Below are 25,934 nucleotides of genomic sequence, written 5' to 3' on the forward strand. Positions count from 1 at the left end.
AGTGCTGTCACGGCCCGTAACTTCCCCGACCATCAGTCGTGCCCGCTACTGTCAACCCGTGACCGCCGAGTCCGAGAGCACAGTGTGGAAGATCCACGACGAACGCCTGATCGACGACACCCGCCGCCTCCGCCTGAGCATCGCGTCGGTCGAACTGCCTGACGGCGTCCGGTTCGAGCAGTACGTCCTGCGCATGCCGAAGGCCGCCATGATGGTCGTCCTCGACGACGCCCGCGACCACGTCCTGATGATGTGGCGCCACCGCTTCGTCGTCGACCGCTGGGTCTGGGAACTCCCCGGCGGCTACGTCGACCCCGACGAGGACCCGGCCGTCACCGCGGCCCGCGAGGTCGAAGAGGAAACCGGCTGGCGGCCCCGCAACGTCAAGCCGCTCGTCGCTCTCCAACCCTCAGTAGGTACGACCGACGCCGAGAACCTCCTCTTCATCTCCCACGGCGCCGACCACATCGGCGATCCCCCCGACATCAACGAGGCAGCCCGCATCGCCTGGCTCCCGTTGGATTCGTTGGATGCTCGAATCCGATCCGGCGAGATCATCGGCGCCGCGTCCCTGGTCGGCCTCCTCCACGTACTAGCGTTCCCGCAGTCATGACCGAGCAATGGCTAGAGGTACGCCGCCAACTCCAACAGCACCGCTACCAATGGGCAGTCGAAGCCGCCGCCAACTATCCCGCGGACCTCCACGTAGCCGGCACCCCACTACTCGCACCCAAGTCCTGGATCCCACCCCACCCGATCCCGTTGACCTCGATCCACCTGGACTACGACCCCGACGCCGACTTCCACGGCGTAACCGGCCCCGACCCGGCCACTCTCCCGTCAAAACCAGACGGCACCCACTACGCCACCTACGCCGACGCCATCGCCGCCCTGGCTCCACCGGCCGTCTTCGAGAACCGCCCCACTTACAGACTCCTGGCCGCGGACCTAACCGCCCAGCAGCCCTTCCTCCGACTCGGCCGAGGCACCTACTTCGACAGCCTCAACACCGGCGAAGCCTCCGCCCACGAATACGCCGCCCACCGACTCGGCCTGGCGACGTCGACGAGCTTGCGCAACGCAATCTCCAACCCCTGCGACCCGGCCCGCCGACCGATCAACCTCGCGATCAGCACCCTGACCATCCGCCGGGACGAGGCCCCCACCTTCTTCCTCCACTGGCGCGACCCCGTCAAGGTCGCCCACGCCGGAGGCCTCTACCAGGTAGTGCCCTCCGGCATCTTCCAACCCAGCGCGGACCCGTCCTGGAACGAACTCAACGACTTCTCCCTCTGGCGAAACCTCACCCGCGAACTGGCCGAAGAACTACTAGGCGAGTCCGAAGACCACGGCAGCGACACCGCCCCCATCAACTACAACACCTGGCCCTTCGCCACCCACCTGACAACCGCCCTCTCCACCGGCGCAGCCAGTGCGTACTGCGTAGGCCTAGGCGTAGACCCCCTAACCTTCGCCACCGACCTACTAACGGTTTTAGTCATCGACTCCGACATCTTCGACACCCTCTTCACCAACCTCACCGCAGCCAACACCGAAGGCCGGATCCTCACCCCCCAACCCTTCACCGCCGACACAATCAACACCTTCACCCACCACAAACCAATGCAAGCCGCCGGCGCCGCAATCCTCCAACTCGCCGCGATCCATGCGCTTGCCTAGCGCATCTGCCGCACGGGTCTAAGCAGTTGTCCGCGTCCGACCCGCGTCATCGCGGTGCGAGGCGATTCGCTGGCGCTGCATCAACAGTCGGACGACCCCTCGAGTCCCCACCTGATGGCCAGCTGGCGACATCGCAGGTACCTTCTATGCCTCAGAGGTCGATCAGGGGGGAACTGAGTGACCAGCATCGAGGCCGAACGACAGGCTGAACAGGACTACTTCGATCGGGCGTGGCAGGCGCGAGAAGACTCGCGCGCCACACTGGGACGAGCCCAGGGCGCGGCCACCAGCGACCGGGGGACTCGCCAAAGGGTCGCGAGGAAGGCACAGGAGTACGCAGACGCGCTCGGTGCGCCGGATGAGGCCGTCGCAATTGGGCGGCTCGACATGGACGACGAGGTCTATTACGTCGGACGCCACCCGATCAGTGACGTCGATCGCGAGAAGTTGGTGGTCAGCTGGAAGTCTCCGGTGGCTGATCCGTTCTACCGAGCGACGATCCAAAGTCCCATGGAGTGGACCGGGTTCGCAAGTTTCAGACGACGAAGAACACGATTGAGTCCTTCGAGGACCTCGTCCTGGCCGACCTTGCATCGCGAGTCGCCGAACTTACTCAAGACGAGCGGCTTGGCGTTAATGACACTCTCCTGGCCGAACTCGACAAGAGTCGGTCTGGCGAGATGCAGGACATCGTCCAGACAATTCATGCCTCTCAGCACGAGCTGATCAGCTACCCGCTCGACCGCCTTCTTGTGATCCAGGGTGGCCCAGGGACGGGCAAGACTGCGGTGGCGCTGCATCGAGTCTCGTGGCTTCTGTTCAATCACCGAGAGCAGCTCGGACTGGGGGACGTGCTGGTTGTCGGTCCGAGCGACACCTTCTCGAACTACATCAAGAAGGTGCTGCCAGGGCTCGGTGACGCCGATGTAGAGCAGCGCAGTGTGAAGACTCTAGGGCCACAACGCAGCGATGGCCGCGAGGAGTTGCTGGAGACCGCGCGTCTGAAGGGCAGCGCCGCAATGGCCAACCTTCTCAGCTCGGCTCTCCGCCAGCGCGTTCGCTTTCCCGAGCGTGACTCCGAACTCGTTATCGGGCAAGGGCAGAACGCACTGCGTCTCTCACGGGCTCAAATCGAAGCTCGGTTGGAGGAGTATCGCGCGGCCACCACCTACAACGCGGGGCGCCAGGCGATGCGTAGTTGGCTCGTCACTGAGATCGAGAAATATCAGATCGACCGAACACCAGCAGGTTCGACCTTGGCCAGTGTCGAGGTCGACCAACCCGCGGTTGATGCCGCACTTGAGCGGATCTGGCCGCAGCTGTCACCGCAGCAGTTCCTTCAGGATCTCCTTGGGTCCCGAGACCGGCTCGGCGATGCGGCCGGTGACGACTTCACTGCAGGAGACATCCGTCGCCTCTACCGTCAGTCAGCGGCAAGGCTGGCCAGCGAGACGTGGACCGATAGTGACGTGGCGTTGCTCGATGAGGCCGAGGCACTGATCCGTGGTGGTGTCGCCACGTTCCCTCACATCGTTGTGGACGAAGCGCAGGACATGTCTCCGATGCAACTGAGGTCACTCAGGAGGCGGTCGCGTACAGGCTCATACACGATCGTGGGAGACATTGCTCAGTCCACTGGTCCCTGGTCAAGGGAGAGCTGGGATGACGTGATCGATTCGTTGGCGCTTCAATGCGACTCAGCTATGAAGGAGCTCGAGCTCGGATATCGTGTTCCGCGGCAGATCTTCGACTTCGCAGCCAAGCTGCTTCCCACTGCGGCTCCACAGGTTGCGCCGCCGACCGTCGTGCGGCAAGGTCCGGCCGATCCGGAGATTCTCGATGTCCATCACGAGGACCTAATCAGCAGGGCCATCACCTCAGCGCAAGCTCACGCCGGCAAAGGACGCTTCGTCGGGATCGTTTGCGCGGCGGCCGACCATCAGAGCCTCGCAGCGTCGCTCCACGCTCAGGGCGTGACCTTCGACGACGCGTCGACAGGCCGCATTGGCAGCTCGATCAATCTCATGACCGCAGAACAGTCGAAGGGCCTTGAATTCGACGCGGTGGTCGTCGTAGAGCCGTCCTCCATCGCAGGTACGGGTCGGATCGGTCTACGGCACCTCTACATCGCGCTCACTCGCGCAACCAAGTACCTGACAGTGACGTACAGCCAGCAGATGCTTGAGCTGGGCCTTGAGGGCGGGGCTCCAGCTGTTGACACGCTAAAGGATGCATTAGGCAACCAAGATGCTCCGCAGCCGCCGCGACAGCCTGCGGAGGAGCCCCTTCGCTCAACAGTGACGACGGCGCTTCACGACGGAACAGGCCCGCTCGAATCCACGAGCCGACTGCCCAAACGCGGAGGTGCGGCAGGTCAGCGGGTCTCCAGCGGTGTCGTCGAGGCGGCTGCCGTCGAGCTAGCGCTCGAAATGAGGGAGACTCTCGTCCCACAGCTCTGGACGGAAGTTGTCGTTCGGATCGTCGAGGAGTTGGGCATAACTCACGATGACCTCCTAGATGCCCTTGTCGAGACAAGGGCATTGCCGACGAATCGCGACTCCTGACCGGCCGACCCCTGTTCTGCCTTCAAGCAACGAGGTCTGACCGGTGGAGTCTGACGAATGCTCAGTCTTCGATAGAGGCCACAGGTGGCATCGGTAGCGGGCAGATTCAGGGATGGGGTCGCCCTGGGTACTCGATCGCGTGCGACGTAGGAGCGCGCAGGTGCGGGCGGTAGCCCGCAGATGTTCGGGTGGGTGGGAGCGCGCGTAGCGGGTGTGACGGAGGAGTGGCCGCGTAGCGCGCGTGGGAAGGAACCGTCAGACCGGGTAGGTGTGGATTTCGGTGGCCTTCAAGGTCGCGTGGAGGGGTTGGCCGGGGGTTAGGTGGAGGTCGGCTACGGCGGCGGGGGTTATGTCGGCTAGGAGGACTGCGGGGCCGGTGGGGGTGGCGTCGAGGCGGACTCTGACTGTGTGGGCGTGTTGTTCTATGCCGGTGACTGTGGCGGGCCAGGTGTTGCGGGGGCTGCCGGATGGTGGTGAGAGGTAGAGGCTGACGGCGGTTGGTGGGAAGGCGACGTGGACCTCGCCCTGCGCCGGTTCGGCGAGGGTGATGGTGCCGCCGGATGCTGAAGCGCGGATGGAGCGACCGGTGGCGAACCCGACTGTGGTCTCGTCGGCGGGCGGCCTGGCCGTGATCTCAGTGTCGGTGGGGCGCCTGACCGTGTCGGCGGGCGGCCTGACGGTGGTGGGGTCGGTGGTCGGCCCGACCGTGGTGTGGTCGGTGGGGTGCCTGACCGTGGTGGGGTCGGGGGCTAGGCGGACTGTGGTGCCGGTGGCGGTGCCTCGGTAGAGGTTCAGGCCTACTAGTTGGGCTACGTAGTCGGTGCGGGGGCGGCGGGCTATGTCGGTGGGGCGGCCTTCTTGGACTACTCGGCCGTTTTCGACGATGACTAGGCGGTCGGCGAGGACCATGGCGTCGAGGGGGTCGTGAGTGATGAGGAGCGTGCGGCCCTCGTAGCGGGCGAGGTGCTGGCCGAGTTCGGCGCGGACGTGGAGCGTCGTACTGGCGTCCAGGGCGGCGAGTGGCTCGTCCAGCAACAAGAGTTCGGGGTCTGTGGCCAAGGCCCGGGCCAGGGCTACTCGTTGGGCTTGGCCGCCGGACAGGGAGCGCGGGCGGGTACGCGCGTACGACGACAACCCGACGGTGTCGAGCCAGCGCGCGGCCTCGGTTCGGGCGGTGTGTTTGTCGACGCCGCGGGCGCGGAGGCCGAAGGCGACGTTCTCCAGGCAGTTGAGGTGGTCGAAGAGCAGGTAGTCCTGGAAGACCACGCCGATCGGCCGGCGGTCCGGCGTACGGAAGGTGCGTGGGGGCTCGTCCCACACCTCGGAGTCGAGAGCGATGCGGCCGTCACCCAGAGGCAGTAGACCGGCGATGGCCCGCAGTGCGGTGGTTTTGCCGGCGCCGTTGGGTCCGAGCAGCGCCACGACCTCGCCCGGCTCGACAACCAGGTCCAGCGCGAGGTCGAAGGATCCACGGGTCACTCGCACATCGGCGTACAGAGTCATCGGAGCCCACTGATCCAGCGCTCGCGCAGAGACGCCAGTACGACGACAGACACGAGGAGAAGCACGAGGCTCAGTACGACGGCCACATCCGGGTCGGTCTCCAACGCGAGATACACCGCGAGCGGCATGGTCGTCGTACGGCCGGGCAGGTTCCCGGCGAACGTGATGGTGGCGCCGAACTCACCCAGTGCGCGAGCCCAGCACAGTACGGCGCCTGCCACGACCCCTGGCGCGATCGACGGTAGTGTCACGCGTCGAAAGGTCAGCCAGCGACCTGCGCCAAGTGTTGCGGCCGCCTCCTCATACCGAGGGTCCGCAGCTCGCAGTGCGCCCTCCACGGAGATGACCAGGAACGGCATGGCAACAAACGCCTCTGCCACGATCACTCCGGCAGTTGTGAACGGCAAGGAGATGCCGAACCACAGATCGAGGTACTCACCGACCAGTCCGCGTCGACCGAGCACCAGCAGCAGCGCGACGCCACCGACAACCGGCGGCAATACCAGTGGGACCGTCACGAGAGCCCGGATGAGCCCGCGACCCGGCAGCGCACCCCGGGCGAGCACCCACGCCAGTGGGATCCCCAGAATCAGGCAGATCACCATGGCAGACGTTGCGCACACGAGAGAGAGCCTCAGAGCGGTCCAGACGTCCGCACTGTACAGATGGCTCGGCAGCGACGACCAAGGTGCCTTGGCGAGCAGACCGATCAGCGGGACGAGCAGGAACGCCAGTCCGAGCAGAGCGGGCAGCAGGAGCACGAGGGGCAGCTGCCCACTGGTGCTCCTGCTACGACGGCTCACAGTGCGTCGAAACTACTATGACTTCGGCGCGTCGAACCCGGCGGCGCTCAGAACGGCCTTGCCCTTGTCGGACAGGACGTAGTCGACGAACGCCTTCGCGCCATCCGGGTTGGGGGCGTTCGTCAGCGTCGCGATCGGGTACTCGTTGATCGCCTTGTCCGCTTCGGGGAACTCGATGCCCTCGACCTTGTCCTTGGCCGCCAGTACGTCGGTCTTGTACACGAGCGCGGCGTCGACCTCACCGAGGCTGACCTTGGTCAGCGCGGCCTTCACGTCCTGCTCGAGGCTGTCCGGCTGCGGCGTGATCCCGACCGCCTTGAACACCTTGTCGGCCGCCGCGCCGCACGGCACCTGCACGGCGCAGAGCGCGATCTTCTTGTCCTTGTCGGCGAAGTCCTGCAGCCCGGTGATCTTGGCCGGGTTCCCCTTCGGTACGGCGATCTCCAGCGTGTTCTGCACGAACGTCGTCGGAGTGTTCTTGTCCGTCGCCTGGTCCATGTTCTTCGGTGCCGCCGAGGCGAACACGTCCGCGGGCGCGCCCTGGTTGATCTGCTGCGCCAGCGCCGAGCTCCCGGCGAAGTTGAAGGTCACCTTCACCCCGGGGTGGGCGGCCTCGAAGTCCTTGCCCAGTTGGGTGAACGACCCGGTCAGCGAGGCCGCCGCGAACACGGTGACGGTCCCGGACAGCGCCGGCGTACTACTGCTGCCCGAAGGCGAGGACGACGCGGCCGGGCTGTCGTCACCGCAGCCGGCGAAGGTGAGCGCGCCGACGGCGGCGAGCGCGGCGAGCGCGGTACGACGGAACATCAGGCCTCCGGGATCTCGACGACGACATGAGTGGACTTGATCGAGGCGACGGCGACCACACCGGGCTCGAGACCGAGCTCGTCGGCGGCCTCGCGACTCATCAGCGACACGACGCGGAACGGCCCGGCCTGCATCTCGACCTGGGCCATCACACCGTCCTTGAGCACCCGCGTGACGATCCCGCGCATGCGGTTGCGGGCCGAGGCGGCCGTCGTGTTCCCCGGCTCCGGCGACTCCGCCAGCTCCTGGGCGAAGGCGGCGAGCGCTTGCCCGTCGATCGCCATCCGGCCGTGGTCCTGGACTGACGGCAACCGGCCCTGGTCGATCCAGCGACGGACCGTATCGTCGCTGACCCCGAGGAGAGCCGCCGCCTCGCTGATCCGCAAGTTCGGCACGAAAGACAGCATAGTGCCGCAGATGCGGATTGCGACTGGAGTTTTCCACAGTCATCGAGTGGTCACGGAAAGTGTCCGCGAATCCGCATAAGTCAAAGGCATGAGGACATCGGGGATGCGGGACTACCTGGACGGGCCGCACAAGGTGGCGCGCGACGTCGTGCGCGCTGGGCTGGCGGCGGAGCCTGAGCTGTTCGACCTGGCCGTGCGCCTGCCGCGGGACGAGTATCGCGACAAGGTGCTCGAGCTGCTGCAGCAGATCACGGCCGAGGGGCACCCGGCGCGCGGCTTCCCGAAGGAGTACGGCGGTGCGGGCGATCTCGGCGGGTTCATCGCCGGGTTCGAGATGCTCGCCTTCGGGGACCTCTCGCTGATGGTGAAGGCGGGGGTGCAGTTCGGCCTGTTCGCCGGCGCGATCCTGCATCTCGGGACGGAGAAGCACCACGAGCGGTATCTCGCCGACGCGGTCGGTGGCCGGCTGCTCGGCTGCTTCGCGATGACGGAGACCGGCCACGGGTCGAACGTGCAGGCTCTCGGCACGACGGCGACGTACGACGACTCGACGGGGGAGTTCGTCGTGCACACGCCGACCGCGGCGGCGCGGAAGGACTACATCGGCAACGCGGCGCGGCACGGGCGGATGGCGGCGGTGTTCGCGCAGCTCGTGGTCGGCGGTGAGAGTCACGGCGTGCACTGCCTGCTGGTCCCGATCAGGGCCGAGGACGGTACGGCGATGCCCGGTGTGACGCTGTCCGACTGCGGCCCGAAGCTGGGGCTGAACGGGGTGGACAACGGGCGGATCGTGTTCGACCAGGTCCGGGTGCCGCGGGAGGCGCTGCTGGACCGGTATGCGCAGGTCGATGCTGATGGCAACTACCACAGTGAGATCGAGAATCCGGACCGGCGCTTCTTCACCATGCTCGGGACGTTGGTGCAGGGGCGCGTGTCGGTCGGTGGTGCGGCGATCAACGCGAGCAAGGTCGCCCTGGACATCGCGATCCGGTATGGGGCTCAGCGCCGGCAGTTCGGCGCTCCGGGGAGTGCGGAGGAGGCGTTGCTGCTGGACTACCGGATGCATCAGCGGAGGTTGTTGCCGTTGCTCGCGCGGACCTACGCGTTGCACTTCGCGCAGGGCGAGCTGGTCGACGAGTTCGTGCGGGTGTTCGAGGACGGCACCAGCGAGCACGACCGGCGGGCGTTGGAGGCGCAAGCGGCCGGGACAAAGGCGCTCGGGACCTGGCACGCGACCGAGACGATCCAGATGTGCCGCGAGGCGTGCGGCGGCGCCGGTTACCTGGCGGAGAACCGGTTGGCGACGCTGAAGGCGGACACCGATGTGTTCACCACCTTCGAAGGGGACAACACGGTCCTGCTGCAGTTGGTGGCGAAGGGTCTGCTGACGGACTACCGGGAGTCGTTCGGGAAGCTGGATCCGCTCGGGACGGCCCGGTTCATCACGGCGCAGGCTGTGGAGATCGCGGTCGAGAAGGCGGCCCTGCGGGTGTTGATCGAGCGGTTGCGCGACGCCGTACCGAATCGGAGTGACGCGGCCGATCCGGATGCCGGGTTGCGGGACGACGCGTACCACTCGGGGCTGCTTCGGTTCCGGGAGGAGCACATGCTGTCCGGGGTGGCTCGGCGGTTGAAGGCGGGGATCGACGCGGGCGACGAGCCGTTCGAGGTGTTCAACCGGTGCCAGGACCATGTCATCGCGGCCGGGCGGGCGCACGTGGACCGGATCGTTCTCGAGGCGTTCCAGGCCGCTGTACCGGAGGCGCCGGAGGAGATTCGCGACGTCTTGAAGGACGTCTACGACTTGCACGCGCTGGCGACGATCGAGGCCGAGCGGGCCTGGTACCTGGAGCACGGGCGGCTCTCGCCGGGCCGGTCGAAGGCGATCACGGCGCTGGTGAACGAGCTGTGCGCGGCCGTCCGGCCGGTCGCGGTCGAGCTCGTCGACGCGTTCGGCGTACCGGGCTCGGCGGTGGAGGTGCCGATGGTTGTACCGTCGCAGCATGAGTGAGCCGATCGAACCCGCGTCGGCCGCCGAGGCCGCCCGCGAACTCGCCCGGGTGTTGCTGGAGCAGGCTGACGCTCTGGACCTGCACGACCTGCGCGCCACCGGCGCGATCGAGAACGTCCGGGTCCAGGCCCGGGCGCTTGCCGACGCGGTCCACGAGCGGGGCTGGGGCGACATCTTCCTCGGGATCGACTCCTACGACCCCGACGAGCTGGACGGACTCCCGCTCGGGCCGGACGACTTCGACGATCCCGCGGACTACCGCGAGATCGCCGAGGGGGTGGACGACCTCGACGAGCTGGAGGAGACGCTTCCGGAAGACGGTGTCCGGGTCAGCTACCAGGCGCGGTACGACTTCGTGGTGACGGACCCCGAGGCGTTCGTGCAGTACGTGCGGAGCCGCGCGGACGAGGCGCAGAACGACGAGGTCATCGACGACATCGAGGACGCGCAGTCGGCGTTCGAGCTGCTCTGCTACCTCGACGGGCTGGGGTCCAAGGACTACGACTCCACCGGGCTGATCCCGGCCGGCGGCGAGGAGTCCCACAAGATCGTCGAGTTCTCCCTCTGGGACCTCGACCCGACCCGCCGCGACGACACCTACCCGTACTGAACGACCCGCAGCCCGAGCAGCTTCTCGTTGCGCCCACACCTACCCGTACTGAGCGGCGACAACCACCCGTACCGCTCCTGCCGCCTGACAGCCCAGCCGCGGCCCGTCCGCACCTACCGAGGTGCGGGCCGGCCGCGACCTTTGTTGTTGCAGAAGGCAACATCCGTACGGAAAGTGAAGGTTCTTATACAGAGAGTTGTCTTGTTCAAAGGCAATGCAAATGTTTGATCGGGGGAGTTCCCGGGGACCGCGGGCCATGACAACGTTCTGCTGTCGGCGGCGGACGGGTCGCTGACACAGGCTCCAGGTGGTTCCCGGCGTACTCCCGTCCGCGACCGGACTGTACCTCCCCTGCCGGTCTCGGAATGAGGCGCCGGGCCCGCCCTCCTTCGGGCCGACTGCCCTCTCGGGGCAAACAGCAGGACGCCGGCCGTGCCGCGAGGGCAGCCGGTCGCCAGTGAGGTGGCGACCGACGCCCGGCACGGCCGGCGTTTCTTTCGCCGAGAACTCCCCGATGTACTGGTGCTGCTGGGGACCAGTACATCGGGGAGTCGCTGTCTGTCAGGCCAGTTCGAGCTCGGTGGCCGCGCGCTGCGGGACCTCGCCGTACGTCGTCGTCCGCTGGCGGGCCGGCCGTCCAGCCGCGGTGGCCATCGCGGTGAGTTCGGCGATCGACTTGCGGCTGCCGTGCTTTGACCCGGCCATCCGGCTGATCGTCTCCTCCATCAGCGTCCCGCCGATGTCGTTGACGCCGCCGTTCAGGACCGCGACGCAGCCGTCGACGCCGAGTTTCACCCACGAGCACTGGATGTTGTCGATCCGCCCGTGCAGCATGATCCGCGCCATCGCGTGCACCGCGCGGTTCTCGTCGTACGTCGGTCCGGGGCGGGCGACGCCGGCCAGGTAGATCGGCGAGTTCTGGTGGATGAACGGCAGCAGCACGAACTCGGTGAAGCCACCGGTCTGGTCCTGGACGGAGGCGATCGTCCGCAGGTGCTGGACCCAGTGGTGCGGCGCGTCCACGTGGCCGTACATCATCGTCGAGCTCGACGGCAGCCCGACCTTGTGCGCCGTCGTGATCACCTCGATCCACGATGCGGTCGGCAACTTCCCCTTGGTGAGGATCCAGCGCACATCGTCGTCCAGGATCTCCGCCGCGGTGCCGGGGATGCTGTCCAGCCCGGCCTCCTTCACCGAGATCAGGAAGTCCTCGATCGACAGGCCGGTCCGCACGGAGCCGTTGACGATCTCCATCGGCGAGTACGCGTGCACGTGCATGTCCGGCACCCGGTCCTTGACCGCGCGGACCAGGTCGGCGTACGCCGTCCCCGGTAGGTCGGGGTGGATACCGCCCTGCATGCAGACCTCGGTCGCGCCGATCACCCAGGCTTCCTCGGCGCGCTGGCCGACCTCGTCCATCGACAGTGAGTAGGCGTCGGCGTCGGTCCGCCGCTGGGCGAACGCACAGAACCGGCAGCCGGTGTAACACACGTTGGTGAAGTTGATGTTCCGGTTCACCACGTAGGTCACGTCGTCGCCGACCGTTGCCTTGCGCAACTCATCCGCCAGGGCAGCCAAGGCGTCCAATGCCGGACCCGTTGCCGTCATCAAGGTCAGGGCCTGTGCGTCCGACAGCCCGGCCGGGTCGCGTTCGGCGGCCGCGAGCGCGGCCTTCACGTCACCTTCGACACGCTCGGGTGCCGACCGGTGAGCAACGTCCTCGCGGAGGACGTCCCAGTCGCCGTACGCCGCGTCGAAGTCCGACCGCGTCTCGGTACGACGTCCCTCGGTGTCGATCGCGGTGTGCAGATCCGTCCGCCCGACGCTGTCCCACCCGCCGTCCGGCTCCTGCCACGGCAGGCCCACCGGGAGAGCGGACTCGTTGGCCAGACCAGTCGCCGGGTCGACGAGAGCCTCGACATGAGAGATCAGGCGAGGGTCGAGCCACGGCTCCCGCAGGTACTCCGGATGCGCGGTCAGCCTTTCCCGCAAGACGAAACCGGCATCCGCCGTCACCTTCGCCAGGTCGTCGATCTGCGGCCAAGGACGCTCCGGGTTCACGTGGTCCGGCGTCAGCGGCGACACCCCGCCGAAGTCGTCGACACCCGCGTCGAGCAGCGCCCGGCACTCGGCCAGGTCGACCAGGTTCGGTGGCGCCTGCACGCGGACCCGCGGCCCGAGCACGACCCGGGTGGCGGCGATCGCGGCCAGCCACTCGTCCAGCGGTACGTCGGCGTCGTTGCGCATCGCCGTGTCCGGCTTCACCCGGAACCCCTGGATGATGACTTCCTGGATCCCGTTGTACTGCCGGGCGATCTTCCGCAGCGCGAAGATCGAGTCCGCCCGCTCCTCCAGCGTCTCACCGATCCCGATCAGCAGACCGGTCGTGAACGGCACGTTCGACCGGCCGGCGTCCTCCAGCACCCGCAGCCGGATCGCCGGGTCCTTGTCGGGCGAGCCGAAGTGCGGCTGGCCCTTCTCCTCGAACAGCCGCCGGGACGTGGTCTCCAGCATCATGCCCATGCTCGGTGCGACCGGCTTCAACCGCTGCAGGTCCTGCCACGACATCACCCCGGGGTTGAGGTGCGGCAGCAGCCCGGTCTCCTCGAGGACCCGGATCGCCATCGCCCGGACGTAGTCGAGCGTGCTGTCGTACCCGGCCTCCTCCAGCCACTGCCGTGCCGCCTCCCAGCGATCCTCGGGAGCGTCGCCGAGGGTGAACAGCGCCTCCTTGCAGCCGAGGGCGGCACCCTGGCGCGCGATCTCCAGCACCTCGTCCGGAGAGAGGTACGGCGAGTGCACCCGGCCCGGCGTGGTCGCGAACGTGCAGTAGTGACATCGGTCCCGGCATAGCCGGGTCAGCGGGATGAAGACCTTCTTCGAGTACGTGACGATGCCCGCGCGGCCGGCGTCCGCCAGGCCCTGGTCGCGGACCCGGGCCGCGGTCGCCATCAGGGCGGTCAGTGCGTCGCCGCTCGCCCCGAGCAGCACCTCCACCTCCGCCGGGTCGAGGGTCTTGCCGTCGTCCGCGCGCTTCAGGGCGCGGCGCATCGCCGTACTGATGTCGTTGGTTGTCACGTCATCCGAGCCTAGGTGCCGGACGGCGGTCGTTCCCGCGATTCCGGGGACCAAAAACAATCCGTACAGACGTCCTGATAGTTTGCCGTTCATGCAGGTCAGCAGGGGTGTGGACGGCCGCCGGATGCGCGGTGAGCAGCGGCGGAGCGAGCTGCTGCGGGCCACGCTGACCGTGATCGAGCGCGACGGAGTCGCAGGTGTGAGCCATCGCGCGGTGGCCGCGGTGGCCGAGGTCTCGGTCGCGTCGATCACCTACCACTTCGCGACGCTGGACGAGTTGCTGGTGGCGGCGCTGGGGTGGGCGGCCGAGGACTTCGCCGCCGAGCTGCACGCTCGGGGCAGTGAGTCCGGGGCGCGGCCGGCCGACGAGTTGGTGCGCCTGATCGAGCACAGCGTCGTACGCAGGCGGGGACGAACCCTCGCGCTCTACGAGCTCTATCTGTACGCCGCTCGCCGTCCGGAGCTCAGGCCCGCCGCAGGAGCCTGGCTGGAGCCGTTGACCGACATCGCGAGAGCGTTCACCGCGGATCCACAGAAGGCGCGGCTGCTGGTCGCCGCACTCGACGGTCTGCTGATGCAGGCGCTGATCGGCGTCCGGGACGTGGACCGTGCCGACTTCGCCGCGTTATTAGAGGTGCTGAGGTAGGCGGTGCCGGGTATGGTCGCGAAGGACTCGCCATCGGGAGGTCCGAGTGTCTGACCCCGCAGTTCAGCCACTGTTCGCGTCCGCTGTCCGCGCCGTTCGAAAGCTGCAAGATCTCGGCGATCCGCTGCCCGCCGATGTGGTCACTCAACTGTCCAAGCTGGAAAGCAGTTCGCTGAGCGAGGCGGAGCGGCGTAGCCAGCTCGAGACCCTGTTGCGGCCGTTCGTCCTGGTGGACGTGTCGATCGACGAGCAGGGGATCGCCGTGTGCGCTCCGGGTGCCGCGCCGCCGCGACTGGTTCAGCACGGCTGGCGCAGTTTCCTCGTGCGGGTGGCGAACCCCCACCGGATCGAGGCCAAACTCGCCACGATGAACGGCGGCGTGTACGGATTGATCGACTACCAGAGCCATTCCGCCCGCATCGCCCTGCACGACACGTTGACCGTCGTTCCGCGGATCAAGGACGCCTGGCTGGACGCGAAGCTCGCTGCACCCGGTGACCTGTCCGGCCTCGAGGTCGAGTACAAGGTCATCAGCCTGTACAGCCGCGAGAGCGGCGTCCGGCCGGGTGGGCTGTCGCTCTTCGCCGCGGACGAGCACAACCACCACAGCCTGAGCCGGTCGCCGCTGCGGTTCGCCGGTTTCCGGACCAACTTCGAGCTGCGCGAGTACGCCGCGTCGTTCGACTTCGACTGTGCCCCGGCGCGCGATATCCAGCTGGACATCCGTGAGCCGGACGGGCGGAGCTGCATGGCCGCGATCACGGTCCAGGATGCGCACGGACGCTCGTACCCGTCCAAGGCGATGCGGCTGGCGCCGGACATGTTCTTCCACGAGCACGTCTACCGCGCGACCGGTGAGATGATCCGGCTGCCCGCGGGACGGTACCAGGTGTCGGCGATCCGCGGGCCCGAGTACCGGCCGGTGACGTTCGAGGCCGACGTCGACGCGGGAACCGAGACGGTTCCGATCACGCTCGACCGCTGGGTCGATCCGGCCGGCCACGGCTACTACTCGGGCGACCCGCACATCCACGCCGGCGGTTGCTCGCACTACAACGTCCCGAGCGAAGGCGTGACGCCCGAAACGATGATCCGGCATGTCCGCGGGGAGGGCCTGTGGCTCGGCAGTGTGCTCACCTGGGCGCCGTGCTACTACCACCAGAAACAGTTCTTCAGCGGTGAGTCGATCAGTCCGCCGGCCGACCTGGAATACCCGGCGATGCAGGCCGCGCAAGGCATGACGTGGACCCCGCAGCCGACCGACCGCGACGCCGAGAGCGCGTTGCGGTACGACGTCGAGGTGTCCGGGTTCCCGTCCAGCCACTCCGGTCACTTGATCCTGCTCGGGCTCACCGACCAGGACTATCCCGGGACCAGCCTGATCGAAGACTGGCCGTCGTGGAACCTCCCGGTCCTGCGCTGGGCCAAGGAACAGAACGCACTGGTCGGGTATGCACACTGTGGCGTCGGTCTGGGAGTCGGCACCGAGGAACTGCCCAACTACATCGTCCCGTCGTTCCAGGGCATCGGCTCCAACGAGATCATCGTCGACGTACCGCTCGGGGCCGCCGACTTCCAGTGTGGCGGCCAGTTCGCGCCCGCGGCCGAGCTGAACATCTGGTACCACCTGCTCAGCGTCGGCTACCGCACGCTGATGCTCGGCGAGACCGACTACCCCTGCATGTACGACGAGGGCCCGGGAGTCGGGCGTACGTACGTCCGTCTGGCCGAGCCGCCGTCAGGTCCACAGGCGATCGAGGCCTGGATCACCGGTCTGCGTGAGAGTGCGTCGTACTTCGGTGACGGCCGCAGTCACGTGTTCGACCTGGCCGTCGACGGCGATGTCAGCCGTGAGCACCCGCTCGACGAGCCCGGCCCGGTGCGGGTCAGCGCGACCGTCGCCGCCTGGCTGCCCGAGGAACCGCCGCCACCGCCGGCGGGCCGTCCGGTCTACAGCGCTCCGGTGGGCTGGCATCTCGAGCGGTCCCGGATCGGCACGTCCCGTGCCGTGGTGGTCGAGGTCGTGCTGAACGGTGCCGTGGTGGCGACGCAGGAGATAGTTGCCGATGGCACCGAGCAGGAGGTCGCGTTCGACGTGACGGTCGAGCGTTCGTCCTGGCTTGCGCTGCGGATCCTGCGCAGCGTGCACACCCAGCCGATCTTCCTCGAGATCGCCGGGCGGCCGATCCGCGCCTCCCGCCGCAGCGCCCAGTGGCTGCACGACTCGGTCGACCAGCTGTGGAAGGTGAAGTCGGGATTCATCCGGGAGAGCGAGCGGGATGCCGCCCGGCATGCGTACGACGAGGCACAGGCCAGCTACCTGTCGAGGCGAGAAGAGTGCGAGGCCGACTGATGATGCACCAAGCACCTGCTATCGGCTGTTGCGGGCCGGTCCAGACCGACGCGCCGCTCGCGGTGACCATCAACCCGGAAGCGCGGGTGAACGTCGCCCGCAGCGGTGCGCCGATCGGCACCTTGAAGCCGGGTGAGTGGCACACGCTCGCCGTGACGGTCGTCAACGACGGCTTCGTCACCGGGCCGTTGGCGATCGAAGCCGAACCGGTCAGCGGACTCCAGCTCGATCTGCCGGCGCACGAACTGACCGGTGAGCATCGCCAGGAGACGGCGTTCCGGGTCCGGCTCGATGCGCCCACCGTCGTCGACCTGACCCTGACCTTCCGCGCTCTCGGTGCGCTGGGTGGTCTGGCCAACCACAGCACTGTGAGCCTGCTGCTGTCGGCCCGCGCATGAGGTAGCGCGGAAGCTACCCGCGCTGGGGTGTCTGAGCCAGGGCGACCGGCAGCTCCCACCTGTTGGGTAGGAGGATGCTGAGGTTGTCTGTGGGCGCCGTGCGTACGAGGTGGCAGTTCTTCGCCGGCGCAGTGGTCGCCGTCGCGCTCGGAGTGGGGCTAGTGCAGTCGGGGCTGCAGATGCTCGCGGCCACCGATCGACCAACGCTCCCTGCCGGGCTGTCGGCGTACGACCGGGCCAGGGTGCGTGAAGGGTACGTCGGTGCCGCCACGCTGCTCGGGATGTCGGTGATGCTGGCGGTGTTTCTCACCGTGTTCATCGTGAGCACGACGTTCGGCTTCACGGTGGTGCAGCGGCGTCCGGAGCTCGGACTGCTGCGGTTGGTGGGGGCACAGCGTGGATACCTCTGTCTGATGCTGGTGACGGAGGCCGGGTTGCTCGGTCTGATCGGGATCGTCCTGGGTGTGCCGCTGGGGTTGATCGGGACCTGGGCACAGTCCTGGTTGCTGACCAGGCTCGGGATGCTGCCGTCTTGGTTCGATGCACCGTGGGACCAAGGCGCTCTGTGGGCGGCGATGATCATCGGCGTGAGTACGGCGTTGGCCGGCGTGCTCGCGGCGGCCTGGCGAGCGTCCCGGATCAGGGCACTCGAAGCCCTCGCCGACAGCCACGCGGCGCACAAGGTGATGACTGGCTGGCGGTGGTTCTGGGGACTCTCGGCGGCGTTCTGCACGGTGGTGCTGGTGATCGCCGCGCAGGCCGCGCGTGATCTGGTCGCCGGACTGATGATCGGCCTCGTCGTGATGATCAGTGGCTCGGTCGCACTCAGCCAGCTCAGTCCGGTCGTCGTACCCCTGGCCGGTCGGCTGCCCGCGGCCGTCCTCCGTGGCAACCTGATCGCCGACCTCGCCCGGGCCGGCGTGCTTCATGCGGTACGGCGAAGCGCGGCCACGGCGGCGCCGCTGATCGTGCTGGTGGGGCTCGTGGTCGGGTTGTGGGGGACGTTCGGGTCGCTCGCGAAGGCGGTCGGGGTGGAGCAGGAGCGGTTGATCACCGCGGACCTGGTCGTCGATCACGCCGTCACCAGGGGAGTCGCGGTGGCGTCCGTGCAGACCGCTGTGCCCATCGCTGTCAGGCGTGGGAAGAGCACGGTCTACTCGGAGGCGATCGGGATCGATCCTGTCGCATACCAGCAGACGCACAGGCTGCGGCCGCGGAAGGGATCGCTGGAGCTGCTGACCGGCCGGGCGATCGCCATCGGTCCGGGCATGGCGGCGGAGGGATACAAGCTCGGGTCCACCCTGACGATTGCCCTTGGCAACAGAACCGTCAAGGTCACGGTCGTGGCGATCATGCCCGAAACGCTCGATGTCAGCGAGAACTTCTTCATCCCGCGGGCACTGTTGCCGTCCGGCGGCCGGACCGAGACGTTGGTCAAAGGTGCTACCGCGGACCTTCGAGGCAAGACAGTCCAGCAGTGGGCCGAAGAGCGGGGAGCGGCTCAGCAGCGGAGCAACTCCGGGTTGTTCGCCGCGTTGATGGGGCTGGCCGGGATCTTCGCGGCCGTTGCCGTGGTCAACGCTGTGGTGATGTCGACGGCGGATCGGCGACGGGAGTTCGCGCTGGCCCGGATGGCGGGGCTGACGCGCGGGCAGGTCGTCGCGGTCGCACTCGTCGAGTCCGCCACGGTCGTCCTCGTCGGCGTACTGCTCGGATCGGTTGTCGCCGGCGCGGCGCTGGCGGGCATTGCCGCCGGTCCGTACGGCCTTGCAGCGTTGGCGATTCCGTGGCGGCTGCTCGGCCTGATCTTCGGCGCGGCGCTGGTGGTCGTAGGTGCGGCAGCGGCTCTCACCGCTCATCGAGCGACGCGGCCGCACCCGTTGTCAGCGTCCCGCGAATGAGGTCTCGCCGGCCCGGCACATGCTGAGCAGCACGAGGTGGTGGAACGGGCGGATCAGGTTGTAGTAGAAGCGTCCGACCGGCCGCAGGTACTGCACCAGGGTGACGACCTTGAACTCCGCAGGCTGCTCGTTGTCCGTGATGATCGCCAGCCAGGCGATCAGATGGTTGTCCGAGACCTTCAGCAGGAGATAGTGATCGTCCTCGCCGCGGACGACGGTGAAGAACGACGCGCGATCACCCGGCGTGAAACTCACCGTCTCCGGCCGCAGCCGGAACGAGTCGGGGACGCCTGTGGTCTCCAGCCGAAGCACCAGCGCCACCAGCATCCGGACTCCGAAGAGCGCCTTCACCCACAGCGGCGCATGGCCGAGAGCGCCGGCCGTGAACTCGCGCAAGGACACCGGACCGCGAGCGGTCTTCACGTCGACGACGTCGACGATGGGGAGCAGGTCGTCCAGCTCAGGCAGATCGGTGCGGGTCGGCATGGCGACTCCTCTAGTCGATGGAGGCGAGACGCAGGGTCATCGCGTAGATGTCGCGCAGGTCGGCCTTCGCGACGGGCGGCAGCACCTGCTCGGCGCCGATCAGGATCAGGTAGAGCAGTTGTGCGAACCGGTCCGGATCCACGTCCGCCTTCAGCCCGCGACACAGCTCCTTCAGGTACGCCGTTCGCGCCCGGTCCACCCGCTCTTGCGCAGCCCGGACCTCGGGGTCCTGCAGGGCCCACGCCCGTACGGCGATCTCCAGCCGGGCGTTGTCGGGGTCGGACAGCACGATTCGCAACAGGTGCCGCAACTTCTGCGAAGGCTCGGCATCGCGCTCGACGATGTCGATGAGCCGGGTGGTGAACCGGGCTTCGAAGTACTCCAGGAGGGCCGTCCGGTAGCCGCCGGCGCCTTTGAAATGGTGGTAGTACGAGCCTTTGGTGACGCCGAGCTTCCCGGTCAGCCGCTCGATCGTCACCGCCGGCGCACCTTCGTCCGCCAGCAGCTCGAGACCTGCGTCCAACCATTCCGTCCGCGTCACCATGCCGGGACCATACCATACCGTTTGGTATGGTCTCGACTGCTCAGGCGTCGGCCGCGGTGAGGGCCTGGGCCTCGACCGTGGAGTGGTTGGCCGGGACGCGCAGGTGGGACAGGGGCTTCCAGCCGCTGGCCAGCACGCCGACGGCGAGCAGCACCGCGAAGGCGCCGACGTAGAACGGGAGCTGGATGTTGACCTCCTCGCCGAGCTTCCCGGCGAGCCACGGCGCGATCGCACCACCGGAGAACCGGACGAAGGAGTACGCCGCCGACGCCGTACCGCGCTCGACCGGGGCGGCACCCATCACGGCCTCGGTGATCAGCGTGTTGTTGATGCCGAGGAAGAGGCCGGCCACGATCACGCCGACCGCGAGCACTCCCTTGTGGTGGGCGTAGATGCCCATCACCGCGAGGTCCGCGCCGAACAGCAGCAGCGAGGTCATCACCACCGGCAGCGTGCCGAACAGGCGCTGCAGCCGCGGTGCGACGAACACCGACGTGACTGCCAGGCCGATGCCCCAGCCGAAGAAGATCAGGCCGATCTGCCGCGCCGACATCGCCAGCGGGAACGGGGTGAACGCGAGCAGCGTGAAGAAGCCGAAGTTGTACAGCAACGCTGTGACGGCCACAGTCGCCAACGACCTGTGCCGCAAGGCCTTCAGCGGTTCGAGGATCGACGTACGACGTCCCTGTGGCGGCGAAGCCGGGAGCAGGAAAGCAGTGGCGGCCAGCGCGACCGTCATCAGTACGGCGACGCCGAAGAACGGACCGCGCCACGAGATCGTGCCGAGCTCGCCACCGACGAGCGGGCCGGCCGCGATGCCGACACCAAGGGCGGCCTCGTAGAGGATGATCGCCTCGGCGACCGAACCGCTGGCCGAGTTGACGATCGTGGCCAGCGCGGTCGCGATGAACAGGGCGTTGCCGAGGCCCCAGCCGGCGCGGAAGGCGACGATCATGCCGATCGAGTTGGACAGGCCGGCCAGCGCGCTGAACACGACGATGATGGCCAGGCCGATGAGCAGGGTGCGCTTCGCGCCGATCCGGCTGGAGACCGCGCCGGTGATCAGCATCGCCACACCGATGACCGCCATGTAGCTGGTGAACAGCAGAGAGACCTGGGACGGGCTCGCGTGCAGCTGCTCGGCGATCGGCTTGAGGATCGGGTCCACCAGGCCGATGCCCATGAATGCGATCACGCAGGCGAACGCGACCGCCCAGACGGACTTGGGTTGTTTCAGGAACGACGAGTTGCTCACCGGGGCGTGTCCTCCAACGGTTCGAGGGTGAGGAGCTTGTGGATGACGGCGACTGCGGCCTCCAGGGTGGTGAGGTCGGTCGCGGGGAGTTGGCTCAAGCGGGCCGATAGAGCGACGCCGGCCTGCCGCCGGGCGCTCCGCAGCTCGGCCAGGCCGGCGTCCGTGAGGCTGATCAGGCTGGCACGGGAGTCGGCGGGGTCGGCCGCACGATGCACCCAGCCCTGCTCTTCCAGGCGTTGCACCAGGGTGGACATGGTCGGCTGGGAACACCGGTCGGCCTTGGCCAGCTCACTGATCCGGGCCCGGCCCAGCTCGTCCAGCCGCCCGAGCACCCGCATCGCGGCGTGCGGCAGCGTGTTCACGTCCCTGGTCGCCATCCGCGTCAAGCGCGACGACGCGACCACGACATCCTCGCCGAGCCTGGTCAGATCCGTAGCCATCACACCCACAAATATACATAGGAAAGCTATGCATCTCCACCGAGCGCACGGTGAACCAGGTCACGCCCGGCCTGCTATCCGACGTACAGCGGGGAGCGGGAACGTGGCTGGGAAAGATCTCCTACTCACTGAAGGTGGCGGGGAACGTGCGCTTTACAGGGCGAGCTCCCTCGAGCGGTGCTGAGCCGGCTGCTCAGAGCGCCCGAGCGATGACCGCGGCGGCTTCGGCCGGGCCGTCGACGGCGGCGTAGAGCTTCTGGATCCGCTCGGCGGCCTCGGCGTGTGTGGGGTCGTCGAGCATCCGGGTCGCCAGGTCGGCCAGTGATCCGATGCGGGCGCGGCGGGCGGCGCCGAGGCGTTCGACCAGGGCGACGTTCAGGTCCTGTTCGATGTGCAGGGGGATGCCGAGGAGCGGCGTACCGCCGGCCATCGCGGTCTGGACGCTGCCCTGGCCGCCGGTGGTCACGGCGAGCTCGACCTGTGGCATGACGAGATGACTCGGCAGCACGCCTTCGATCAGGATCCGGTCGGTGGCGAGGTCGCCGAGGTCGTGGATGGTGCCCGCGACCAGGATCCGTACGTCGAGGCGGCTCAGCTCGGCGATCGCCGTACGGACCTGGGCGGGCGGGGTCGACGTCATCGCGAGATAGATCGTCGGTCCGGGCCGGTCGAGGAACTGCTGGACCTCGGCCGGCATCGGGAGATCGAGTTGTGCAAACAGTGGCCCGACCGCCCTGAGCCGTGCGCCGGCGCGATACCCCTTGCCCGGGCTCCATGCGGCCAGTTCGTCCGCTGAGACGCCCAGTACTTCGGGAACTTCGGGGACCAGCGAGACATCGCCGAGCAGGAGCGCCGCCAAGCTCGGGATCCCTTCCACGCCGAGCTCGGCGGCCACCCGGTTGAAGCCACCGCAGTACGCCGTGATCCGGTTGGGCGTCCTGTTGACGACGAACCGGGCCAGCCAGTCAGGCGCGTGCTTCAACCGTGGATCCACTGGCCGGGTCGGTGCCGGAAGCAAACGATGCTCGAAGACCGGCGGCACGAAACTGCCGGCATGTTCGGTGATCACTCGTACGCCGGTCAGTCGCGACGACAGCAGCGTGGTCAGGGTGAACCCGGTGACCGCGACGGTGATCCCGTGGGCGCGGAAGTAGTCCGCCTCCGCCGCGACGTACGTCCGGATCTCGTTGTCGTCGTACATGCTCTGCCGGGGATCGCCGAGACCGACGGCCGAACCGACGAACGCGGCCGCGCGGGCGGGGGACAGTCCGGGGCCGAGGACGTCGTACTCGAGACCGGCCTCGGCGAGGAGGCGTTCGTGCGGACCGCCGTGGGTGGCGACGCGCACCTCGAGGCCGAGCTCGGTGAGGGCTCGGTGGAGCTCGAGCATCCGGGAGGTCTCGGACAGGTAGGCGCAGTGCGGCAGCAGGCAGATCATCATTGCCCCCTTCGGCGATGATAGGTAATATATTGCCTATGTCGTCGTGGAACAAGGCCGAGAAGCTGTTCGGGCTCGGAGCGGGTTCGGAGTTGGCGCCGCCGGTGCGGGCGTTCCGGACGACGCTGATGCTTGCCCAGCGGCTGCGCTACGAGATGGACGAGCGGCTGCGGGCGGACGGGCTGACCACCCAGCAGGCCGCCTTGATCACCGTCGTCCAGGCGATGGGGAAGCCGTCGCTGGCCGAGGCGGCCGCCGCGCTCGGCAGTACACATCAGAACGTCGCGCAGATCGTCGCGGCCCTGCAGCGCAAGGAGTTGCTGCAGGTCGAGCCGGATCCGGCCGACCGGCGGCGTAAGTTGCTCTCAGCAACGAATCACAGTGCGGCGTACTGGCGGCAGCGGGACGCGGGTGACGTCGCCGCGGTGGCCGACTGGTTCGCCGACCTGAGTCCGGACGAGCTCGAGACCTTCTGTGAGCTGTCCGAGCGCGTGATCGGGAGACTCGACCGTGATTAAGGCGGTGCTGGGCAGCACGGTGTTCTTCTTCGCGGCGCCGTGCGTGGTCGGCGGGGTGGTGCCGTGGTGGGTGAGTGGATGGGCGGCGCCACGGTTCTGGCCCGGGTTCGTGCTGGTCGCGGCTGGTGCGTTCGTCGTACTGCGTGCCTTTGTGCGGTTCGTCCGCGAAGGGCGGGGGACACCGGCGCCGGTCGCGCCGACGGAGGAGTTGGTGGTGGGTGGCGACTATCGCTTCGTCCGCAATCCGATGTATGTCGGGGTGGTGACCGCGATCTTCGGGCAGGCGCTGGCCTTCCTCGACCCGTGGGTGCTGGCGTACGGCGTACTCGCGTGGGCCGTGATGGCGTCGTTCGTCCGGTGGTACGAGGAGCCGGTCCTGCTGGAGCGGTACGGCCGGCAGTACGAGGACTACCGCCGGGCCGTACCGGCGTGGATCCCTAGACTCCGAAAAGCCTGACCGGAATAGGCCCGCGGTGGAGGACATGCGGGATGTCAGCCCACGGCAGGAGCGGCTCGGTGGAGTTGAGATTGCGGAGCCGGTGAAGAGCCCGCTCCGACGGCGTGGCGAGAGCCGCCACGGCCGAAGATCGGGGCCGGGAGTTGGTTCAGGGGCAGGATGTCGGTGCCGCGGATGTCGCCGGCGGCCTTGTAGAGAAGTGTCGGCATACACGAAAGCCTCCGGACGCGGGAACGCGTGCCGGAGGTCTTGCGCCGCATTTTATCGGAGGACGGGGTCGTGCCGGCGCGGGTACGTTGTCGGGATGGACAAGCGCTTTCTTGGTCGGACCGGGCTGGAAGTCAGTGAGTTGGTTCTGGGCGCGATGACGTTCGGCAGTGAGACCGATCAGTCGACCGGACACCGGATCCTGGACGAGTTCGTCGCGGCGGGCGGGACCACGATCGACACCGCCGACACGTACGCCGCCGGTCGCTCGGAGGCGATCATCGGCAGCTGGCTGAAGACCCGGAACCGTGACGACCTGGTGATCGCGACCAAGGTGTACGGCGAAGCCGGGCCCGGACTACCCGTCCGCGGGGCCGGGCGCAAACACATCCTCGCCGGAGTGGAAGCGAGCCTCCGCCGGCTGCAGACCGACTTCATCGACCTCTACCAGATCCACGTCTTCGACGACGCGACGCCGCTGGAAGAGACGCTGACCACTCTCGACACCCTCGTGACCAGCGGGAAGGTCCGGTTCATCGGCGCCAGTAACCTGACCGGCTGGCAACTGCAGAAGGCGATCGACCTCTCCCGGCACCACGGCCTGGAGCCATACGTCTGCCTGCAGCCGCTCTACAACCTCCTCGACCGCGACGCCGAGCTCGACCTGATCCCGGTCTGCCAGAACGAGGGTGCCGGCGTGATCGCATGGAGCCCACTGGCCGGTGGTTGGCTGTCGGGCAAGTACACCAAGGACGCGGGCGGTCCGCCGCCCGGCTCCCGCTCCAACCAAGCCGACTGGGACGCGCACGACAACGACCGAACCTGGCGAGTCCTCGACGCCCTCCGATCAGTCGCGGCCGAGACCGACCGCACCCCCGCCCAGGTAGCCCTCCGCTGGGTCATGCAGCGCCCCGGCCTCACCGCCCCCATCATCGGCGCCCGAACCCTCGACCACCTCACCGACAACCTCGGTGCCACCGGCTGGACCCTCACCCCAGACCAGCTCCACCGCCTCACCGAAGCCGGCGACCGCCCCCTCCCCTACCCCCACAACATCCTCAACCTCCCCCAATTCACCCGCCGCCCAAGCTGACTCGCTGTACGACCTCAGGGCGCTGCACCCACGGGTGCTGCGCCCTGCTTCTTGCCCGAAGGTGCAGGTGTGCAAAGTTTCACCGTTAATAGTTTGCAGTGAGTGCAAGTTTGTCCGTACGCTGGCTGGGTGATGCAGGTCGAGGGTGGGTTGCGGGAGCGGAAGAAGCGGGAGACGCGGGCGGCGCTGGCTGAGGCGGCGTTGCGGCTGGCGTTGGAGAAGGGGCCGGATCACGTCACGGTCGAGGAGATCGCCGAGGCGGCGGACGTGTCGGTACGGACGTTCTTCAACTACTTCCCGCACAAGGAGCACGCGATCCTCGGGCGCAACCCCGAGCACCTCGAGCGTGCGCTGGACCGGATGCGGACGGCGCCGGCCGAGGAGTCGCCGCTGACCACGATGTGGTTCATCGTCCACGACGTACTGCGTGATCTCGAGAGCGACGGTGGGTTGTCGCGGCGCGGTGAGCTGATCATGGGGTCGCCGAACCTGCTGTACCAGCTGATGATGGCGAGCTTCGACGACGAGCGGCAGCTCACCGCCGCCCTGGCGGAACGCATGGGTGAACCCGCGGCGTCGGTCCGGCCGGCGCTCATCGTCAGCGCCGCCGGCGCCGCCTGCCGGGTCGCGATGGAACTGCACAAGAACGCCCCCGGCCGGCCCGTCCGCGAGCTGGTCGACGAGGGCTTCCAATTGCTTGCCCAAGGCATCGATCCCGCCTTCGGCACGAGTTAA

Annotated in this window: 23 protein-coding genes; 13 read left to right on the forward strand and 10 right to left on the reverse strand. The window is 67.8% G+C overall.

Features of this window, described 5'->3' with window-relative positions; all coding sequences use genetic code 11:
• Positions 1-58 precede the first annotated feature (58 nt).
• The 3 genes from ACZ6O0_RS31765 to ACZ6O0_RS31775 all read left to right on the forward strand — a co-directional run bounded on the left by ACZ6O0_RS31765 (position 59) and on the right by ACZ6O0_RS31775 (position 4,244).
• Complete coding sequence (locus ACZ6O0_RS31765) at positions 59-613, forward strand: NUDIX hydrolase (RefSeq protein WP_465768688.1); 555 nt, start codon at positions 59-61, stop codon at positions 611-613.
• Positions 610-1,680, forward strand: a complete 1,071-nt coding sequence (locus tag ACZ6O0_RS31770; RefSeq protein ID WP_465768689.1) for a hypothetical protein — start codon at positions 610-612, stop codon at positions 1,678-1,680. Before ACZ6O0_RS31765 ends, ACZ6O0_RS31770 begins: the two co-directional genes overlap by 4 nt.
• A 515-nt stretch (positions 1,681-2,195) precedes the next feature.
• Positions 2,196-4,244, forward strand: a complete 2,049-nt coding sequence (locus ACZ6O0_RS31775; RefSeq protein ID WP_465768690.1) for a HelD family protein — start codon at positions 2,196-2,198, stop codon at positions 4,242-4,244.
• A 255-nt stretch (positions 4,245-4,499) separates the two neighbouring features.
• Here ACZ6O0_RS31775 and ACZ6O0_RS31780 read toward each other — a convergent pair whose 3' ends face one another.
• From ACZ6O0_RS31780 to ACZ6O0_RS31795, 4 genes are read right to left on the reverse strand one after another with little or no spacing between them, the layout of a single operon-like run.
• On the reverse strand, positions 4,500-5,747 hold the full coding sequence (locus tag ACZ6O0_RS31780; protein WP_465768691.1) for an ABC transporter ATP-binding protein: 1,248 nt from the start codon (positions 5,745-5,747) through the stop codon (positions 4,500-4,502).
• Positions 5,744-6,550, reverse strand: a complete 807-nt coding sequence (gene modB, locus ACZ6O0_RS31785; protein WP_465768692.1) for a molybdate ABC transporter permease subunit — start codon at positions 6,548-6,550, stop codon at positions 5,744-5,746. Before modB ends, ACZ6O0_RS31780 begins: the two co-directional genes overlap by 4 nt.
• Before the next feature lie 15 nt (positions 6,551-6,565).
• On the reverse strand, positions 6,566-7,357 hold the full coding sequence (gene modA / locus ACZ6O0_RS31790; protein ID WP_465768693.1) for a molybdate ABC transporter substrate-binding protein: 792 nt from the start codon (positions 7,355-7,357) through the stop codon (positions 6,566-6,568).
• The gene (locus tag ACZ6O0_RS31795; RefSeq protein WP_465768694.1) at positions 7,357-7,752 is read right to left on the reverse strand and encodes a TOBE domain-containing protein; all 396 of its coding nucleotides are present in this window, start codon (positions 7,750-7,752) and stop codon (positions 7,357-7,359) included. Before ACZ6O0_RS31795 ends, modA begins: the two co-directional genes overlap by 1 nt.
• A gap of 115 nt (positions 7,753-7,867) precedes the next feature.
• Between ACZ6O0_RS31795 and ACZ6O0_RS31800 the strand changes: the two genes are divergently transcribed.
• Complete coding sequence (locus ACZ6O0_RS31800; RefSeq protein ID WP_465768695.1) at positions 7,868-9,775, forward strand: acyl-CoA dehydrogenase family protein; 1,908 nt, start codon at positions 7,868-7,870, stop codon at positions 9,773-9,775.
• Complete coding sequence (locus ACZ6O0_RS31805) at positions 9,768-10,385, forward strand: hypothetical protein (protein ID WP_465768696.1); 618 nt, start codon at positions 9,768-9,770, stop codon at positions 10,383-10,385. The genes ACZ6O0_RS31800 and ACZ6O0_RS31805 overlap by 8 nt, the downstream gene beginning before the upstream one ends.
• A gap of 561 nt (positions 10,386-10,946) precedes the next feature.
• On the opposite strand, the gene ACZ6O0_RS31810 is transcribed toward ACZ6O0_RS31805, so the two are convergent.
• Positions 10,947-13,463 carry a bifunctional FO biosynthesis protein CofGH gene (locus tag ACZ6O0_RS31810; protein ID WP_465768697.1) on the reverse strand — a complete coding sequence of 839 codons (2,517 nt, stop codon included), beginning with the start codon at positions 13,461-13,463 and terminating at the stop codon, positions 10,947-10,949.
• Between the two features lie 91 nt (positions 13,464-13,554).
• Here ACZ6O0_RS31810 and ACZ6O0_RS31815 point away from each other — a divergent pair, with 91 nt between their 5' ends.
• The 4 genes from ACZ6O0_RS31815 to ACZ6O0_RS31830 all read left to right on the forward strand — a co-directional run bounded on the left by ACZ6O0_RS31815 (position 13,555) and on the right by ACZ6O0_RS31830 (position 18,761).
• On the forward strand, positions 13,555-14,109 hold the full coding sequence (locus ACZ6O0_RS31815; protein ID WP_465768698.1) for a TetR/AcrR family transcriptional regulator: 555 nt from the start codon (positions 13,555-13,557) through the stop codon (positions 14,107-14,109).
• Positions 14,110-14,155: 46 nt separating this feature from the next.
• Positions 14,156-16,462: a CehA/McbA family metallohydrolase gene (locus ACZ6O0_RS31820; protein WP_465768699.1), complete on the forward strand. Its 2,307-nt coding sequence runs from the start codon at positions 14,156-14,158 to the stop codon at positions 16,460-16,462.
• The gene (locus ACZ6O0_RS31825; RefSeq protein WP_465768700.1) at positions 16,462-16,860 is read left to right on the forward strand and encodes a hypothetical protein; all 399 of its coding nucleotides are present in this window, start codon (positions 16,462-16,464) and stop codon (positions 16,858-16,860) included. The genes ACZ6O0_RS31820 and ACZ6O0_RS31825 overlap by 1 nt, the downstream gene beginning before the upstream one ends.
• A gap of 98 nt (positions 16,861-16,958) precedes the next feature.
• Positions 16,959-18,761, forward strand: coding sequence for an ABC transporter permease (locus tag ACZ6O0_RS31830; RefSeq protein WP_465768701.1), 1,803 nt, complete (start codon positions 16,959-16,961; stop codon positions 18,759-18,761).
• Here the strand turns inward: ACZ6O0_RS31830 and ACZ6O0_RS31835 are convergent.
• From ACZ6O0_RS31835 to ACZ6O0_RS31855, 5 genes are all read right to left on the reverse strand, one after another.
• A complete protein-coding gene (locus tag ACZ6O0_RS31835; RefSeq protein WP_465768702.1) occupies positions 18,744-19,247 on the reverse strand; it encodes a DUF2867 domain-containing protein in 504 nt (167 codons plus the stop codon). The genes ACZ6O0_RS31830 and ACZ6O0_RS31835 overlap by 18 nt on opposite strands.
• 10 nt (positions 19,248-19,257) lie before the next feature.
• Positions 19,258-19,791, reverse strand: coding sequence for a TetR/AcrR family transcriptional regulator (locus ACZ6O0_RS31840; RefSeq protein ID WP_465768703.1), 534 nt, complete (start codon positions 19,789-19,791; stop codon positions 19,258-19,260).
• A gap of 40 nt (positions 19,792-19,831) precedes the next feature.
• On the reverse strand, positions 19,832-21,046 hold the full coding sequence (locus tag ACZ6O0_RS31845) for an MFS transporter (RefSeq protein ID WP_465768704.1): 1,215 nt from the start codon (positions 21,044-21,046) through the stop codon (positions 19,832-19,834).
• Positions 21,043-21,486 carry a MarR family winged helix-turn-helix transcriptional regulator gene (locus ACZ6O0_RS31850; RefSeq protein ID WP_465768705.1) on the reverse strand — a complete coding sequence of 148 codons (444 nt, stop codon included), beginning with the start codon at positions 21,484-21,486 and terminating at the stop codon, positions 21,043-21,045. Before ACZ6O0_RS31850 ends, ACZ6O0_RS31845 begins: the two co-directional genes overlap by 4 nt.
• A 193-nt stretch (positions 21,487-21,679) precedes the next feature.
• Positions 21,680-22,927 (reverse strand): glycosyltransferase, encoded by a 1,248-nt coding sequence (locus ACZ6O0_RS31855; RefSeq protein WP_465768706.1) that lies wholly within the window; start codon positions 22,925-22,927, stop codon positions 21,680-21,682.
• Between the two features lie 35 nt (positions 22,928-22,962).
• Here ACZ6O0_RS31855 and ACZ6O0_RS31860 point away from each other — a divergent pair, with 35 nt between their 5' ends.
• The 4 genes from ACZ6O0_RS31860 (at position 22,963) to ACZ6O0_RS31875 (ending at position 25,934) form a co-directional block, all read left to right on the forward strand.
• The gene (locus tag ACZ6O0_RS31860; protein WP_465768707.1) at positions 22,963-23,442 is read left to right on the forward strand and encodes a MarR family winged helix-turn-helix transcriptional regulator; all 480 of its coding nucleotides are present in this window, start codon (positions 22,963-22,965) and stop codon (positions 23,440-23,442) included.
• The gene (locus ACZ6O0_RS31865) at positions 23,435-23,899 is read left to right on the forward strand and encodes a methyltransferase family protein (protein ID WP_465768708.1); all 465 of its coding nucleotides are present in this window, start codon (positions 23,435-23,437) and stop codon (positions 23,897-23,899) included. The genes ACZ6O0_RS31860 and ACZ6O0_RS31865 overlap by 8 nt, the downstream gene beginning before the upstream one ends.
• A 304-nt stretch (positions 23,900-24,203) precedes the next feature.
• Positions 24,204-25,199, forward strand: a complete 996-nt coding sequence (locus ACZ6O0_RS31870) for an aldo/keto reductase (RefSeq protein ID WP_465768709.1) — start codon at positions 24,204-24,206, stop codon at positions 25,197-25,199.
• Between the two features lie 132 nt (positions 25,200-25,331).
• Positions 25,332-25,934 carry a TetR family transcriptional regulator gene (locus ACZ6O0_RS31875; protein WP_465768814.1) on the forward strand — a complete coding sequence of 201 codons (603 nt, stop codon included), beginning with the start codon at positions 25,332-25,334 and terminating at the stop codon, positions 25,932-25,934.

Source organism: Kribbella sp. NPDC048837 (assembly GCF_055586945.1).